Annotated in this window: 15 protein-coding genes and 1 pseudogene; 12 read left to right on the top strand and 4 right to left on the bottom strand. The window is 45.2% G+C overall.

The annotated features are described in order from the left end of the window. The first annotated feature begins 49 nt into the window (after positions 1 to 49). The 10 genes from U5K35_RS18310 to U5K35_RS18265 all read left to right on the top strand — a co-directional run bounded on the left by U5K35_RS18310 (position 50) and on the right by U5K35_RS18265 (position 7,230). A complete protein-coding gene (locus U5K35_RS18310; protein WP_322572967.1) occupies positions 50 to 232 on the top strand; it encodes a hypothetical protein in 183 nt (60 codons plus the stop codon). A 733-nt stretch (positions 233 to 965) separates the two neighbouring features. Further along, complete coding sequence (locus U5K35_RS18305; protein WP_322572966.1) at positions 966 to 1,193, top strand: hypothetical protein; 228 nt, start codon at positions 966 to 968, stop codon at positions 1,191 to 1,193. Between the two features lie 65 nt (positions 1,194 to 1,258). Continuing rightward, on the top strand, positions 1,259 to 1,417 hold the full coding sequence (locus tag U5K35_RS18300) for a hypothetical protein (RefSeq protein ID WP_322572965.1): 159 nt from the start codon (positions 1,259 to 1,261) through the stop codon (positions 1,415 to 1,417). An 82-nt stretch (positions 1,418 to 1,499) separates the two neighbouring features. Further along, positions 1,500 to 1,757, top strand: a complete 258-nt coding sequence (locus tag U5K35_RS18295; RefSeq protein ID WP_322572964.1) for a hypothetical protein — start codon at positions 1,500 to 1,502, stop codon at positions 1,755 to 1,757. 605 nt (positions 1,758 to 2,362) lie between these two features. Beyond that, positions 2,363 to 2,602, top strand: coding sequence for a hypothetical protein (locus tag U5K35_RS18290; protein ID WP_322572963.1), 240 nt, complete (start codon positions 2,363 to 2,365; stop codon positions 2,600 to 2,602). 537 nt (positions 2,603 to 3,139) lie between these two features. Further along, complete coding sequence (locus U5K35_RS18285) at positions 3,140 to 3,364, top strand: hypothetical protein (protein WP_322572962.1); 225 nt, start codon at positions 3,140 to 3,142, stop codon at positions 3,362 to 3,364. Positions 3,365 to 3,944: 580 nt separating this feature from the next. Continuing rightward, positions 3,945 to 4,187, top strand: a complete 243-nt coding sequence (locus tag U5K35_RS18280; RefSeq protein WP_322572961.1) for a hypothetical protein — start codon at positions 3,945 to 3,947, stop codon at positions 4,185 to 4,187. A 47-nt stretch (positions 4,188 to 4,234) separates the two neighbouring features. Beyond that, the gene (locus tag U5K35_RS18275; protein ID WP_322572960.1) at positions 4,235 to 4,552 is read left to right on the top strand and encodes a hypothetical protein; all 318 of its coding nucleotides are present in this window, start codon (positions 4,235 to 4,237) and stop codon (positions 4,550 to 4,552) included. A 644-nt stretch (positions 4,553 to 5,196) separates the two neighbouring features. Beyond that, positions 5,197 to 6,069 (top strand): porin, encoded by an 873-nt coding sequence (locus tag U5K35_RS18270; protein ID WP_322572959.1) that lies wholly within the window; start codon positions 5,197 to 5,199, stop codon positions 6,067 to 6,069. 147 nt (positions 6,070 to 6,216) lie between these two features. After that, positions 6,217 to 7,230, top strand: coding sequence for a porin (locus U5K35_RS18265; protein ID WP_322572958.1), 1,014 nt, complete (start codon positions 6,217 to 6,219; stop codon positions 7,228 to 7,230). A 722-nt stretch (positions 7,231 to 7,952) separates the two neighbouring features. Here U5K35_RS18265 and lgt read toward each other — a convergent pair. The 3 genes and pseudogenes from lgt to gltX form a co-directional block, all read right to left on the bottom strand. Next, positions 7,953 to 8,975 (bottom strand): prolipoprotein diacylglyceryl transferase, encoded by a 1,023-nt coding sequence (lgt, locus tag U5K35_RS18260; RefSeq protein WP_322572957.1) that lies wholly within the window; start codon positions 8,973 to 8,975, stop codon positions 7,953 to 7,955. A gap of 84 nt (positions 8,976 to 9,059) precedes the next feature. Beyond that, entirely contained in the window at positions 9,060 to 12,158 is a 3,099-nt protein-coding gene (locus U5K35_RS18255; RefSeq protein WP_322572956.1) for an AsmA-like C-terminal region-containing protein, read from the bottom strand. A gap of 151 nt (positions 12,159 to 12,309) precedes the next feature. Beyond that, positions 12,310 to 13,801 (bottom strand): annotated as a pseudogene (gene gltX / locus U5K35_RS18250) (glutamate--tRNA ligase). 125 nt (positions 13,802 to 13,926) lie between these two features. Here gltX and U5K35_RS18240 point away from each other — a divergent pair. Together U5K35_RS18240 and U5K35_RS18235 are read left to right on the top strand one after the other, a co-directional pair. Next, positions 13,927 to 14,649, top strand: a complete 723-nt coding sequence (locus U5K35_RS18240; protein ID WP_322572953.1) for a DUF1499 domain-containing protein — start codon at positions 13,927 to 13,929, stop codon at positions 14,647 to 14,649. 322 nt (positions 14,650 to 14,971) lie between these two features. Beyond that, the gene (locus tag U5K35_RS18235; protein ID WP_322572952.1) at positions 14,972 to 15,400 is read left to right on the top strand and encodes a VOC family protein; all 429 of its coding nucleotides are present in this window, start codon (positions 14,972 to 14,974) and stop codon (positions 15,398 to 15,400) included. Positions 15,401 to 15,411: 11 nt separating this feature from the next. Here U5K35_RS18235 and U5K35_RS18230 read toward each other — a convergent pair whose 3' ends face one another. After that, positions 15,412 to 15,792, bottom strand: coding sequence for a hypothetical protein (locus U5K35_RS18230; protein ID WP_322572951.1), 381 nt, complete (start codon positions 15,790 to 15,792; stop codon positions 15,412 to 15,414). Positions 15,793 to 15,889: the final 97 nt, after the last annotated feature.

The raw sequence follows: 15,889 nt of genomic DNA, 5'->3' as shown, positions 1-15,889 counted from the left end.
AACACCTCGTTATCATCGAATCTAAACCAAATCTAAAACCATAAAATAAATGAAAACCTACACCCCACACCCAGAAGCTAAGGAAGTAACTCTTGCCCCGACGACCCGCGCGGCGGAGAAGCGGATTCATGAAATTATGGTTGCCTATCCTGGTGTTTCGCTGGAGGAGCGGAAAGGCCTTTGTGATATTGAGAATTGGAACTACGAGGACCGCATTCCGGAGTTAGAGTAATGAGCCGCGCATTGGACTGGATGCTCTGCGTAAGATGTCTGAACGGCTAAAGGATAAAACCGAAACAGCTTGCTAAGGAAATGGACCAAATGATTGAGCGTTTTGGTAAGCCAAAGCATGTAGAGCAGATCAGCCCGGATCAGTACTGGCATGAAATGGCCAAAGCTTCTTTGTGGATTTCCCGGACGACATCGACCCGGAGGATATAAACTTTTACAGGAGGTCGACACGGCCTCAAGAATTTTTCAACGGGTAGCCGCCAATCGGGGGGCTGCCCATGAGATAATGAAAGCCCTCGACCGCTTTGACTTAGTGCCCAAACGTAAGATGAGCGATGCCGACCGTGCCCGCGAAGGCGCTCTCGGCCACATTCGCCATCATCAGAACCACTGGGTTGATTTGATACACCGGGTATCAGCCCACACCACAAGCCGCATCAGACCTGCACCGCCGCACACACACTGAAATCGCACAGTTCGCTATTCACAAACTGGTCTGACTATGAGTAATGACATCCGCGTAAGAGTTCTCGTCGCCACGGCTGAAGGCCAGCGCGAAATGAAGGAGTTTAACTCCTCCATGGGCAATATGGGCAAGCAGGCCGAGCAGACCAGGTAAACGCACCAGCTCCTATTTTAAAAATATATTCTCATAGCGAAGAAGTTTATAGGCGTTGCGGGTCTGGCCGGGCTGGTTGTAGGTGCTACAGGTGATCCGCAGCGGCTTTAACCGTATGATGGAGCGCGGCCAGGAGTTTGAATCATCCCTTGCCGAGCTCTCTGCCATCACCGGTATAACAGGCGCCGACCTTGATGATCTTGGATGCACAGGCTGGAACATCCAGCAGTACGGTACAGCCACAATGATGTTATTCAAGCGAATAAGCTGGTCGCCTCTCAGCTGGCTGAAAAGATTGACTTCGGTACTCATGAAGGTATTGCCCAGCTTCAGAAAATCATAAAGAAGCGGTGATTCTTCGACCGCAGCCGGTGTGGATCTGCCTACGTAGAAGTGCTCACCACGGCCATGAACCAGTTTAACATGGAGGCTGATGAGGCGTATCGCCTGATTAACTCCATTGCTGCCGGTTCCAAGTTTGGTGCTGCCGAGCTTCAGATCAGTCAGCCGTCTATCGTGAGGCCGGTACAGCTGCGGCTTCGACCAACCGATCCTTTGAAGAACTAAACGCCTCTGCTCGGTACTCAGCTAGGGGACGCTATTACCGGATCGCGGGCCGGTACACAGCTGCGGAAACATTTTTACACGTTTGGAAACCAGGGCTGATCGCCTTGCAAAGTATGGACTTGAAGAGGTGAACGTAAAGCAGGATGCATGGAATGTTACTCTTGATAAGCTCCGCCCTCTCCTGGATGATCTTAACGCCCTTGTAGATGTATTCAAAGAGGCAGCCAGCACGGCCAGAATATTGATCGACAGTGCCGATTTGCCCGTTGCTACGATGACGGACAAAGTAACCGGGTCCGATGTGGTGATGACAGGCAGAAGTAAGAATGCAAACATATGAAGGCGCCACTAAAAGACTTAGCGAAGCAATTACAAATGAATTAATCACCGCATTTCAAGAGACAAATGGAGCTATGGTGGTTGGTGCTGAACCTTAACCGAATTTACAGAAGCCAGCAGTGATGCGATAGTGGGATTAATGACTTTGTGGGAACTGAATCGATGTAATGAAATTATCCGGTTCCGTTCAAACCTTATATGAAAGGTTCTTTAAGATTCCTGCAGCTATAACAAATTTTTCTTGGTATAACTGAATCAACAAAAGCAACACGTGATTTTATCGAATCTTTAGAGGATTCAAATACAGAATTAAGTGAATGGATTCACCTACAAAAAACCGATCTCGATTTTTATAGTGAGAAATTAAGGAATAAGAGCTTGATATAGCTGCACGTGAATCTTACAACAGAGCTCTAAATAGATCCATTGATAATATTAGAACATTTAGAGATTCACTTGACACACAAATTCAAGCATTAATTGAATCTCGGGATCAACACGAAAAAGGTACTGTAGAGTATAACAGAGCATCAATTCAATTAAGGGGTCTTACTGAAAACTATGAAGAGGCCACCCGAATTATTGAAGATTATAATCAAAGCACCAGTGATAGTACTACTGAGCAGACTAAAAAAATTGGAGTTTAATCAGGAAGAAGAAGAGTCAGTTAAAAGTCTAAGTGCACAAATAAAAGAATTAAAAAATGAGTATGATGAACTCTTAAGCCAGGAGGAACTTAATACTCAGGATAGCTTTCGTTTACATCAGTTAACTGCAGAGATTGAACGCCTTGAGCAGTTATTGGAGAAAAAGAGTATTACTCTACCATTCAAATTGAAGAGCTGACTCTGGATGAAGAAGTTGCCCGATTACAGGAGGAGACTGCACAGCGCGAAAGAGAGCTTCATCAAGAAAGAATGGAGCGCATTGATGAAGATAAAGCTGAGACTCGTAAGGCTGAGGCTGAAAAAGGCGAGGCCTACGAGTGATTCAGCTAAAGAATATGAAGATGCCGCCCTGCAGGATTGTAAGTGCATCCATCATGCGGGCCGATTCAGCCGGTGAAGCAGCCAATGCAGCGATCGACGCCATCATGGCCGAAGTTAGTTAGCACTGGCCATCCGATCCGTGATGGAGAGAGTCCCTTTCCCTAGCAAACATATGCTGGCTGCGGCTGCGGCGGCAGGTGCGGCAAGAGCGATTACGAAGTGCTCGTCCGGAGTTTGCAGACGGTGGACTGATTATGGGCCCGGAACAGGACGATCAGATTCTTCTGTACTGATGAGAAGGCAGCCGCGGGGAGTATATGCTGAATGAGCGATCCACCCGCGCAATGGGAACATCCCGAATGGACAAGGTGGACCGAATCGCCTGCAGTGGCCGGTGCTGTTCGGCCGATTTGTAGACGGAATGCAGGAGCCTTCGTTTAATCTGAACGCTGTGGATAGAGCTGTGGCTACGAGATCGGGAGGTATTAACAATTCAGATATGGTTGAGGCTATTGAGAATCAAACACGCCGGCTTGAGAATGTAGAACGGCGAGTGGCTATCGATGTAGTGAATTTAATGACGCCTACGAAGCGTGGCGTTTTAAGCAGGAGGACTTGAGAGGTGGCTAAATAAAATCGCATATGAGGTGCAAAGGGCGGCTATGCCGTAACCTTGTTCTTAGAGGATGTTAGTGATACGGGCATCTCTATGGACTTGACCATTAAAGATGTTGTGGAGGTATCAGGAGAGCAGCCGTAAGATCCTGCGCGGCCACTTGCAAAGTGAAATTGATATTCGCTCATTGACAAATCAAATGAGATCGGTGAGTACTACAGCAACACGGATCGAACCATATATGCCGAGGTTGAAAAAGACTCACAGCTTATTCTAAGCGGCATCGCAGACATTCAGAACAAAAATGTACCGTCAGAAACACCACCTCACTTATTAACCTGGTTTGCAATGATGGTCTGAAATGTTGAACCGTCACAAAATCGGCTCCACAGTTTGGCCATAGAGCGACGATCTTCAATGCACTCAATGATGTGTTCGACCAAATGCCAACGGATCTATGACCGTTCAAATTCCTGCTGTAGCATTTATTTCCATAGCGGTACGTGGGCGCGGGTCCGGAGAGAATTGGTAACACACGATTTAAGGTTGCTGCATTAATGAAGGGCCGGTCAGATGAACTACTATGAGTACCTTCTGCAGCTTGCTGATGACTTACGGGGTTACGATCTTTCAGCAGAACGGCGTTTGGTGGCTATTGTCAACACATGCCAGAAGAGTGGGCATCACTCAAGTTTTTGATTTGAATACAGGACTTGAAACAGTTGATTTTAGCAGTACCCTGAGCTACTCTGATCTCAGAAAACAGAACAGTAATGAGCCTACTTATTTAAGGACCAAGTTGGTAAGGAACGCAGAAAGTGCATAGGAACAGGTAAGAGATAACGATGCCATCTTGAATCCGGAGTTTAATCAGTGGTCTACAGTGACATCTATCCTTTGGAATGGGAGTTTGAAGACCCCACCCGTTTCGAACGGCCAATTATGACTCAGGTGGGTATCAAGCCGCGCGAAGACACACGGCAAAATAGTGAGTCAGATAGTCCACGAGTTAATAAAGGCTTCACAGACGTTGATATTGATATCCGTTGTAGCAGTATGAAGTTTGAGAAGATCAGGCCGCAGGTCTACATACTATTCGCTATGCGCGTATCAGAGGGTATAGAGATCAGGATGAATATGGCTTTAATGAGAACACCAATGATTTTGAGATTGGCCATCATGGCTATTTAGAGTACACTCAAGAGTACCCTGAACTTGAAGAGCAGGTAGACATTGATTTTATACGAACGGTAACCCTTCAGCATCAACTAAATATTTTACTGGACATCTACTATGAGATTGAGCTTGACAATGCAGGTGGCTTGATTGATCTTCCAGGGTGGCTTAATGCAAATATAACTATACAGGATGCTGCTGATGTGATAGAAGAGAAGACAATGGAAGTGTCAGGCTCTCGAACAGTGAGTCAGCTCAGGCCTGACCGATCAGCGTTTAGGCTATCCTATATCAGACATGCAGTACATTTATGCCGGTACATGGAAAGATACGCGCGATGGATGGGGAACAGGATCGAATAAGAAGTATCAGGCATTGGCTCAAAGGATAGGTACGAATTTTTCAGGTAAAAGAACTATATATTCGATCTTAACGTGCCAAAGAGTATGACATTCAAACTCAATGATGAGATTGACTTCATATGGCGTGCGCCGGGATTTGGCGATGTGTACCGCTTCGAATACGTAAGCATGCAAGAGCACAATCAATCAACACTCACTACTAACCATAGGTAGCACGCCACAACCATCTAAACTAAAAACGCGGTTACGCTTACCATTTGTCGCAGTTACTTCAAGACAGAGGAGTTAACTGTAATAATGCTCTTACAATCCACGGCAGCATTCTCTTTTCAGGATGATGATTTCAACGGTGGACGAGAATTTGGGATAGGGGTTCCGCTGCTGGATTTCAAGGGATCTCTGCAAAATAATTTTATGTACCGGCTTCAGTTACAGCTTACCCGCACACCATCCGTAATAGATGCATTTGTCGGTTATCGATTTTCAGAAAAATTCCGGTTGATTGCCGGTGAAAAGAAGCCTTTTATGGTCTTGGAGCTGGATCCGAGTCCGGCCAAAACAGATATGATCAATCGCGCCAGACTGGTTGGAGCGATGGTCAATTCAAGAGAGACAGGTTTGACTTTTCTGGGCGATATTGACGAATTTTACTACCGTGCGGGAATTTACAACGGCACCGGTTACAGCCGGGCCAACGATAATAGATTTCTCTATACGGGGAGAATCGGATATAAAACAGGTGATTTCAATATTGGTTTGAATGCTTCACTGAACCGGACCCGGGCAGAATCTGTTGGTAACACAGGTTTAGTATCGGCCGGTGACAGGTCTATTTATGGCGCCTATTTTAAATACAGCGGTGAGACCTTTTTTGGAACTGCTGAATTTCTTCAAAGCCAATTTGATTTGGCCAATACAACGTTAGAAGAAAAAATTACCGGGTCTTACGGAACCGTTGGCTATCACGCTAATGAGGAAAATGATTTTTTGATTCGATGGGATCACCTTTCGTTCGATGTTTCGGGAAATGAGGATTCAGATCGGATTGTGTTGGGTTGGAATCGCCAGCTTACTGAACTGGTGAGCATTCAAGTGAATGGGCTCTATCAGATAAATGAGGTTTCGGATAACCAGGCCGGAGTTTCGGGTAATTTCCAGTTCTATTTCTAAAGAAACTATCGGTCAGTTTCTGAAGGGAACAGTTAAACCGGATCAACCTATACGCCACAGCGAAAAAGTGGAGATTTGCAGGATTTAAGAAATTTGTGAGATCAGCCGATAAGTGCTAATCACTAAGAAAATTAAAAAGAAGATTCTATGAAAAAGTTACCGCTATTTATTGCTGTTTTATTAATGCCTCTCTCACTGGCTTTCGGCCAGACAAGTTCGGATACCGTAGATGATTTAAAAGACCGGTTTAAATCGGAGGAGTTTAATGTAGGACTTCTGCTTCAATCTGTCGGAGTACTTTCTTTGGATGACGATAATTTCAATGGAGGACGTCAGTTTGAATTGGGAGCTACCCGGCTGGACTTCAAAGGGCAGTTGCCCAGTAATTTTGTTTACAGGATGCAACTCGACTTCCGCCGTTCTATGAGTGTAATGGATGCACAGGTGGGCTACCGGTTTTCAGACCGGTTCAGGGTTGTAACCGGAATGTTTAAGCCGTTTTTGAGTGCTGACCTGGATCCGAGTCCCGCTGCTACCGATTTTATTAATCGTGCACGCCTGGTCGGATCGATGTTGAATTCCCGGGAATTGGGAGTTACGGCTTTGGGAGAAACGGAAGGTTTCAACTATCGCTTTGGAATATATAATGGAAACGGGCGACAGCTTGGAAACGACGACAACCGTTTTCTCTACACCGCACGATTCGGCTATCAGGTAAATCTGGAAGATAATGGCACGGTAGACTTCGGCTTGAACGGAGCCGTTAATACTTCTGAAGGAGAATCAGTTGGCAACACCGGGTTAACTTCTGCCGGTGATCGCACGATTTACGGAGCGTTTGTGAAATACGACAGTGACACATTTTTTGGGACAGTCGAATTTCTCCAGACTGATTTTGAGTTGGCAGGAAGTGGACTGGACGAAACGATTACCGGGTTTTACACAACTGTTGGAAATAATCTTACAGATCAAACTCAGTTACTTGCCAGATGGGATCACCTGTCTTACGATCTCACGGGTACTGATTCAAACCGTGTAGTTCTTGGATGGAATTATCAGGCAACCCAGCTGGTCAGTTTTCAGGTAAATGGTCTGCTTCAGTTTAATGATGGAGTCGACAATCAGGCCGGTATTTCAGGGAACCTTCAGTTTTATTTCTAAGAAATATGAGCTCTATTTGTAATCTTTTCTGATTACGTTGAAAAAAGTATTTACTGATACGGAGAGTTTACTGGTTTGGCTCTATGTTGATTCGTGTAGGTAATGAAAATATTACCACAATAATGTACAATGGTTAACCTGCGCGCTTTAGATGGCAGTAGTAACATATTTGATGTTTCACATCAACGAACGTGCTTGCCCCAAAGTGGGCAATGTCAATAACATAGTGCATCGCGCTATGTAGGGTGTATCTCCCCAAAATGAAAGCCCTGTAAGGGCGTAAGCCAGGCAAAATAAATCAATGCCACAATTTCTGTCTAAAGTATACACGCATATCATAATCAGTACAAAACACAGAAAAAACCGGATCGCTGAAACGATCGAAAACGATTTTTATAAAACTATCAGCGGGCTATGTAAAGACCTGCAATGCATTCCTGTACAATAGCTTATTGGACCGGCGCCCACGTTGGGGCTGCCGAATGGGTTGATTGGCTATCATCGCGCGCTGCACGATGTTACTGACCGGCGCTCCTTTGGAGCTAAATCATGCTAACTCAAAATAAAGATGATGGTTCTGTATCTTTGTTAGGCGATCGAACTTTCAGCCTATAGCCTGTTTTTTAAGATAAAAACTGGTTACATCTGGTAATTCACACCCACGGATTAAAAAAAGGAGTGCCAGGCTTATCCCGACACTCCATTTTAATTTGATAATTAATTTACCACTTCACTTTTTTCCATAGTATCCAGATTCCGATCAGTACAAACGGGACACTGAGTAGCTGTCCCATGTCGAATGCAGCATTAGCCAGAAAATCAGCCTGAGTTGTCTTTGTGAATTCAACTAAAATACGTCCTGTGAAAAGAGTAACCAGAAATGTACCAAAAAGTGATCCTTCCGGCGGGCTGGTTTTGTATTTCTTATAAATGACCCAGAGTATTGCAAAAACAATCACACAGAGAATGGATTCATAAAGCATGGAAGGATGACGTGGTATCATTCTCTCCGCTTCATTTAGATAAACGGAATTCTTAAAAACAATACCCCAGGGAAGATCGGTTGGGTTACCGATAATTTCAGAGTTGAAAAAGTTGCCAATACGAATAAACATCCCGCCGATTGCAACTCCCGGAACAACCCTGTCTGCTACCCACATAAAGGAGGTGTTGGCTGTTCGTTTGGCATAGAGATACATTGCAATAATGATTCCAATCGCGGCTCCGTGACTTGCAAGGCCGCCGGTCCAGACCTGGGGAATCAGGTGGATATTCCTGAGGAAATACTCAGGATTATAGAAGAATACGTGTCCCAGTCGTGCACCGATTACTGTTGCTACAATTACGTAAATAAGGAGTCTGTCGAGCTCTTCCTGGCTGCGCCCCGCATCTTTATACATTTTTAGCCCAATGAAATAACCTGACATAAACGCCGTAGCAAACATCAATCCATACCAGCGAGGCTGCAAGGGACCGAATGAACTGATCGTTGGGGAATCTATAAACAGAAAGGGGAGCTGACCGAGAATAAACGCACCAATAATTAGGCTTGCTGCTTTCCATCCGGCCGGTTCGGGAGCCGGCTTCCCATTTTGAGCAGGAGGCTTGATTTTGCCCCAGCCGAAATAGATCAGAGCTGCTGCAATTACAAGTCCCCAGATTGAGATTGGAATTGGAAAAGTGATTTCGGGAATGTTGACCAATACGGGGTCAAAATCCCAGACAATATGATTACTGTTGTTCATAGGATGATTTTAATTCAAGTAACGCCGTCCAAAATACAAAAGAGTGATGGAAGCTGCATTTAGATTTTGTCTGCCAACTTATCACTAATTACCGCCAAATATTCTGCGAAGTACATCCCCGGCACCTTCTCGTAAGCGTTCCTGAATAATCTGCTGAATAACAGTTGTATCCGGTCTGACCTGGGGATCCTCAGATGTGCCCGTAATAAGAATAGGAACTGCCATTGTTCCATCTTCCCGCTGAAGTGCGTCGGCTGCCTCGTTAGATATAACTGTTGCGATACCGCGTTTAAACCTTTCGGGCAGAAACAGTGTGGCCTTATAATTGATTACATCGGAAATCATGTGCTGTGTTCCCTGCAGTTCCATCCCGATGTTGTCACTTGTAAGCCTGAAATCTTCCAGGGTCATTACAGTGTCTTTTAGGGCAAATGTTGCTGTAAATTCGTCCAGGTTCATTCTTTGGAGTTCATCCGCTCTCAGGAACTGAGCAAGCCGCTCTTGAATGGGATGCCCTTCAATGCGTCCCTCTGCTATTCCAAAAGTACCCGTGGCATCTGTTGTGGTGATGTCGGGTGCAGCCGTTTCATCCAGCTCGGTGTAGTAGTCGAACTCTGAGCTGAACAATCCGCTGATGTATTGGTGAAAGCGACCATCGCTTCCCATAAAACCGGTATCACGGAAAAATGCTTTGGCACGCAATTCATTGAGCGAACCCTGAAAACGGATGTTGGTTCGAAGCGGCTCCGGAACTTTCCAGATCATTGTACCGGTAGCTGTGCCTTCAAACATTTTGGCATCTGCTTCATCCAGAACCAGCTCATTGGGGTTCATGCGGCCTGAGCCGGTGATTTCTGTAATCGGTAATCCAAAAATGACAAGACTATCGATACGGGCCGTTACATCTGCCGTCAGATTTGGGAGATTAATCGGCAAGGGTTCTTCGTCTGTTTCCTCCTCCCAATCTATCATCTCATCCATGTCAAGAAACCGGCTGTGGTAGTTTCCGGTCATGTTAGGCATGGTGGCCTCCGAATTATGGTTCTCTTCAAGGAATCCAAGATATTTGCGAAGAGAGCCTTCCAGGTCAAAATCCGAAGAGCCGTAATTCATGGAGAACTGCTCTAAAGACATCATATCGGGAGATACATTCAATATTCCGTTAAGGTCAGTTACAGGCAATGGAATAGAATCTCCGGCAGCATTTACATTGCTTACCTCGAGCGAACCGTTTAGTGCTATCTGAGTCGGATCACCCACCGGACCTTTGGCATTCAAATTCATGACTGCATTTCCGGTCAGTTCCTGAATCCAGGGTTCCAGAGTGTAATACGTGGAGATGTCGGAAAAAATAGCATTCCCATCAAATGTTAAATCAATACTGGGATCTTCGCTTAAATAGTTACTGACACTTCCTGTCATAGCGAGGGCGTTGTCACCTGTTCTGAATCGTGCGTTACTGATAATGAGCCGTGTTCCTGTTGCCTCGGCTACAAATGTAATATCTTCCAGAGGACGGGCAACTGTTCTGTGAGAAATGTAGCCGTTTTGCAACTCAAAAGTACTTCTTTGGAGCAGTGCTTCCATGCGATCCGGATCGGGCTTTCCCTGCAAGCGAACCATGGCATCCAACTGTCCTCGCATCATCAAGGTGTCTTCATCAATGGGGTAGAACTCTTTGATGGAGGCCAGGTCGAAGTTCAAATTGGCTGACAGATCAACTGAACGGGTGTCTTCATTGAGTGGGTTCAATACAGAACCATTCATCGTAAATTGATTGGAAGCGGCTCTTAAACCTGAACGGTTTATGGTAATTCGATCTTGATTCGCCTCGATGTCTGCTTCAATATTTTCAATAGGCCGAGGTACATCCGCATATTTAAGTCTGCCTTCAGTAAGTTTGAATATTCCTGAAAATGTAGCCTCTTCGGGTTGATCCAGCCGACCGTTTGCGTTGGCATTGGCCTCCAGTATTCCGGCAAGCTCTTCAACACCAAACTCCTCAATAGGGTAGAATCGACTGAGGGTGCCCAGATCCACATCACCGTCCAGTTCAACGGAAAAGACGCCATCATCATCCAGCGGGCGCTCAATTGTTCCGTTTGCAGTAATTGTGTTGTCGCCGGCGCGGGCACGGAATTCACGTATGGTGGCCAGCTCATTATTAATTTCAACCTGAAGGATTATATCTTCGATTGCGTCAGGAAGATCCGGGTTTTGAACGAACCCGTTTGCAACATCAACCACGAGGTCAAAACTCGGCAAATCCTCTTCTGTAATTTGTCCGGAAACGGATCCTTCCAGCTGCATGGAGCCGCGGGTTTCGAGGCCGGCCAGAACATCATCATATTCGGGCGGCGCAAGACGTAGAAGTTCTCCAAAATTATCGGAGCTGGAGGAGAACTGAAGATCAAGAGAAGGAGCCTCAGCGCTCCAATTTGATATGTTACCGGTGAGGTTGAGTGCCAGGCCGCGAATGGAGAAAACGCCCTCAGAAAGCGTCAGAATTTCATTTTCCAGATCAACGGTGGACGTTTGATTAAGACTGAGCGATAAGTTGCTCACGTAATTGGTCTCGTCAATTGTGGCACTCAGTGAGCCGAGCTGTGCATCGACAGTGCTTTCAATTAAATCAGCAAAGCGCAGGGAGATATCAGCGTCAAGATCAGATAAGTTGATCAAAGATCGAGTGGTTTCATCTCTGTAGATAAGTTCTGCATTCTGAATTGTAAACTGTGAGATATCAATGGCAGTGCCTTCCTCTTCGCCGGCTTCGGCAGGCTCTTCGTTAGCTAATGCGAGCAGAAAATCTATATTTGATGTGGAATCTTCGTAGATATGATACGAGATAGATGGGCTGTTAATCGTCAGCTTGGAAATAGAAAGTTCACTTCTGAACAGCGGGAAAAGTTCAACGCCTACAAGAAGATTGTCGACTGTGGCCAGCGTATCGCCTTCGGGAGTTGGGAGCAGGAAATTTTCCAGTTCAACACCAAATTGCGGGAAGGTGCGAAAAAAGGTGAGCGACATGTTTTCAACCTGAACATCACTCCCGGTCATGGCTTTAACTTCAGGAAGAATCATACTCTTCAGGCGGTCATCCGTAAAGTAGATATTAAGCGCTACAATCACGATGGTGAGCAGGATGATGAAGCCTGCGAGGATCTTGAGAAAGGTTTTCATATGTCTCCGATTGTTATTGTACTATTTTAGATAAGATAACAGGTTTCAGCAAATTTTCGAGCTGGGAAAGGATACTCCCAAAGAAAAAAGCCTGTCATGCTCAATTCGTCAGCAAAACAGGCTTCTAAAAATTCCGAGTTGATTTTATGCTTTATCCAAGCTTTTCAAGGGCCGTATCGATTCTTTTGAGAACCGTTTCTTTTCCAAGAAGCTGCATTGAGGCAAAAAGATCGGGACCAAAACCCTGGCCGGTTACCGCGATACGCAGGGGCATCATCAGTTTACCGAAACCTACATCATTAGCTTCAATTACATCTTCCAATTGACTTTTGAGCCGGGCAGCCTCAAAGTCATCTCCCTCAAGCCCGTTAATTTTCTCTCTGTATTGTTTAACCAGATCAGAACTGTCGGCTTTCCACTTTTTGAGAGCTTTTTCGTCATACTCTTCAGGATCTTCGAAAAAGAAACTTCCCATATCCAGAAGCTCATCAATTTTACTGACACGGTCTTTCAAAAGCGAGATTGCTTTCTGGAGGTATTCCTTATCCGGAAATTCAACACCTTTGGCTTTTGCAATAGGACGTAATCTTTCGGCAATGGCTTTGTCCGTTTGTTCTCTCAGATAGTGCTCATTATACCACAGTAATTTTTTGTGGTTGAAAACCGCGCCGCCTTTGCTAACCCTGTCCAGCGTGAAGAGATGACAGAGCTCATTCAGTGAATGTATTTCACTGTCGTCTCCGGGACTCCAGCCCAGGTACGCAAGGAAATTGACCAGAGCTTCAGGCTCGTAATTTTGTTTGATATACTCTTTAGTATTTACCGGAATTCCTTCTTCTTCCGCTTTTCGCTTGGAGAGTTTCCCTCCACTTGGCGACATGATAAGCGGAAGATGGGCCATCTGAGGAGGTTCCCAGCCGAAAGCCTGATAGAGCAGAATGTGCTTTGGTGTACTGCTGAGCCACTCTTCACCGCGAACCACGTGAGTGATTTTCATCAAGTGATCGTCTACAACATTAGCGAGGTGGTAGGTTGGCATTCCGTCAGACTTCAACAGAACCTGATCGTCCAGCCCTTTCGATTCGAAAGAGACATGACCGCGGATCAGATCTTCGAAACGGATGGTTTCTCTTCGCGGTACCTTCAGGCGAACTACATATTCATCACCGGCTTCCAGTTTTTTCTCCACTTCATCCTGAGGAAGCGTGAGGCTGTTTTTCATCGACTGACGGGTAACAGAGTCGTATTTAGGTGAAGGATTTCCCGATTTTTTGAGGCGTTCACGCATTTGTTCGATCTCATCGGTTGTGTCAAATGCGTAGTAGGCCTGGCCATCCTCAATAAGCTGCTTTCGCGTATTTGTGGTAAATATCTTTTCTCTCACTTTGGCGATAGGGTCCGAAATCTCCTCCCTCGTTGGGACCTTCATCAATATCCATACCGCACCATTTCAGTGAGTCAATGATATCCTGTTCTGCTCCCTCTACATATCTGCTCTGATCGGTATCCTCAATTCTTAAAATAAATTTCCCGCCATTGTGGGATTTTGCAAACAGATAGTTATATAGTGCTGTCCGGAGTCCACCGATGTGTAAAAATCCTGTGGGTGATGGTGCAAAACGAACGCGTACTGATCCTTCCATGAAACTTGTTTTATGATGAAATTTAATTAGCTTTTAAAAATACGGCGATTTATGAACGAAGGCTAATCAAATCCAATTGGTTCTAATGATGAACCCAAAAGCCATTAACTAAAAATACTATTCATATGAAATTTGCACGAGTCCTACTCTATTTCACCTTTTTTGTGGCTTTAATCTTTTTAATGTCCGGTTATGGATATCAGTGGAATATCTGGGATCTGGGTACCGGTTTTACTCTGCTGAGGTATGGTGCTTATACCTCAATCGGAATTTTTTGGATTAGCTTAGTGTCACTTTGGTTTTTACGGAAATCCGGATTTAGAGCTGTTTCCTATTTAGTTATAGTTCTGATCCTTTCGGGCGTTGCTTCCGGTACGGCTCTCTACTGGCAGCAGAGAGCACAATCGGTTCCGGCTATTCATGATATTACTACCGATCTGCAAACACCTCCCGAGTTTGTTGCCATGGTGCGCTTGCGGGCTGATGCACCCAATCCTCCTGAATATTCCGGCGAAGAGACTGCAAATGCACAGCGAGAGGCTTATCCTGAAATTGAGCCGCTTCAGCTGAACGAGAATGTACAGCGTGTAATGGATGAGGCGGTGATGCTGATTGTTGACAGGGAATGGGAGTTGGTGGCTATCAATCGTCAGGAAGGAAGAATAGAGGCAACGGAAAACCTGGCGTGGTTTGGATTTAAAGACGATGTGGTGCTGAGGTTTACAGAAACTGAGGAAGGAACACGCGTGGACATGCGTTCCAAATCCAGAATTGGCCGGAGTGATGTGGGTGTGAATGCCAAACGAATTGAACAATTTCTGAATGATCTCCGGGATAGAGTCGAGTAAAGGTTTGTCTGAATAGGAACAAGGAACCGGTCTTGCTGATTTTGTTCTACAAAGATTCTGAAAGTATATTTGACCTGAGTTCAACATAAAATCGATAAAAAAAGTCCCCCTTGGAAGGGGGAAGACTCGAAAGAGCCTAAGGGGGATGATCCGCTGAGTGTTGATTTGATGCAAAAATTTAAAATCTGGCTTTAATATCACAATAGTTCAGCCCTCATTGCCCTCCACTAGCTGTTGGAGGAACACTTTCTAACAAATTCTTATCCCGAACTCGTGTTATTTAGTAAAAATTTTAATCACTCACTAAACCAGTTTACAGATTATGTCCGATTCAAAAATCCCGCGGTTTCATCTTGCCTTTCCCGTTAAAGAGTTAGAAAAAACAATGACCTTTTACAGAGACCTCCTTGGCTGTAAAACAGGTCGAAGCTCAGAAAAGTGGATCGATTTTGACTTTTGGGGGCATCAGGTGGTAGCTCACGTTAGCCCGGATGATGCGGGAAAATCGGCCTCAAACGAAGTGGACGGACACGCCGTGCCCGCCAAACATTTTGGTGTAATATTAGAGTGGGATGAATTTCACGAGCTGGCCGAGCGGTTAAAGCAGCATGAAATCGACTTTGTGATTGAGCCCTATGTTCGTTTTGAAGGAAAGCCCGGTGAGCAGGCAACAATGTTTTTCCTTGACCCAAGCGGAAATGCGCTGGAATTCAAGGCATTCAGAGATGAGAGTCAGATCTTTGCCAAATAAGTAAAGGTATTTTACCCTTCAATTTGTTTGAGTTTAAACTCCGAAAGTTCAAGCCGGGCGTGGCTTAAAACGCGTTTGGCTTTGTCCCTGTCTCTTCTGCGAATGTGTAGAGTGGCTGAGCCGTGATCAGCCCCCGGGAGATCATTCATGACTTTCATCGATTTTCCCACAAGTTCAATTTTGGCTCCAATCCAGCCCGCTTTATAATTTATCTCCTCCACATCCTCGAAAGGAATTATAATCTCTTTCAGCTCGGACTTGATGAGGCCAACAACGGTGTCCTGGCTCTCCAGCTCCAGGATAAGTTCATCGTCACCAATATGAAGCAATCCACGCGCTTCAGCCAAGCCGTAATTCAAATTTTTTATTCGGAAAGGGATTCGTTTGCTCATAGTAAAACTGATTAAGCCCGGAATATTCAGGTCGTATTTTCAGATAGTTAAAGTATTGTATTTCTGAATGATTCAAAATATAGATTCTCTTGCAGTG

The sequence above is a fragment of the Rhodohalobacter sp. genome (genome assembly GCF_034521535.1).
Lineage (GTDB): Bacteria > Bacteroidota > Rhodothermia > Balneolales > Balneolaceae > Rhodohalobacter.
This window is presented reverse-complemented; position numbering and strand designations above follow the sequence as displayed.

What these genes read in the sequence shown, in the direction of transcription:
- lgt (WP_322572957.1), bottom strand. Translation starts at nt 8,975, where the DNA reads ATGAACAACAGTAATCATATTGTCTGGGATTTTGACCCCGTATTGGTC.
- U5K35_RS18270 (WP_322572959.1), top strand. Translation starts at nt 5,197, where the DNA reads ATGCTCTTACAATCCACGGCAGCATTCTCTTTTCAGGATGATGATTTC.
- U5K35_RS18230 (WP_322572951.1), bottom strand. Translation starts at nt 15,792, where the DNA reads ATGAGCAAACGAATCCCTTTCCGAATAAAAAATTTGAATTACGGCTTG.
- U5K35_RS18305 (WP_322572966.1), top strand. Translation starts at nt 966, where the DNA reads ATGATGGAGCGCGGCCAGGAGTTTGAATCATCCCTTGCCGAGCTCTCT.
- U5K35_RS18300 (WP_322572965.1), top strand. Translation starts at nt 1,259, where the DNA reads ATGAACCAGTTTAACATGGAGGCTGATGAGGCGTATCGCCTGATTAAC.
- U5K35_RS18240 (WP_322572953.1), top strand. Translation starts at nt 13,927, where the DNA reads ATGAAATTTGCACGAGTCCTACTCTATTTCACCTTTTTTGTGGCTTTA.
- U5K35_RS18265 (WP_322572958.1), top strand. Translation starts at nt 6,217, where the DNA reads ATGAAAAAGTTACCGCTATTTATTGCTGTTTTATTAATGCCTCTCTCA.
- U5K35_RS18235 (WP_322572952.1), top strand. Translation starts at nt 14,972, where the DNA reads ATGTCCGATTCAAAAATCCCGCGGTTTCATCTTGCCTTTCCCGTTAAA.
- U5K35_RS18280 (WP_322572961.1), top strand. Translation starts at nt 3,945, where the DNA reads ATGAGTACCTTCTGCAGCTTGCTGATGACTTACGGGGTTACGATCTTT.
- U5K35_RS18310 (WP_322572967.1), top strand. Translation starts at nt 50, where the DNA reads ATGAAAACCTACACCCCACACCCAGAAGCTAAGGAAGTAACTCTTGCC.
- U5K35_RS18255 (WP_322572956.1), bottom strand. Translation starts at nt 12,158, where the DNA reads ATGAAAACCTTTCTCAAGATCCTCGCAGGCTTCATCATCCTGCTCACC.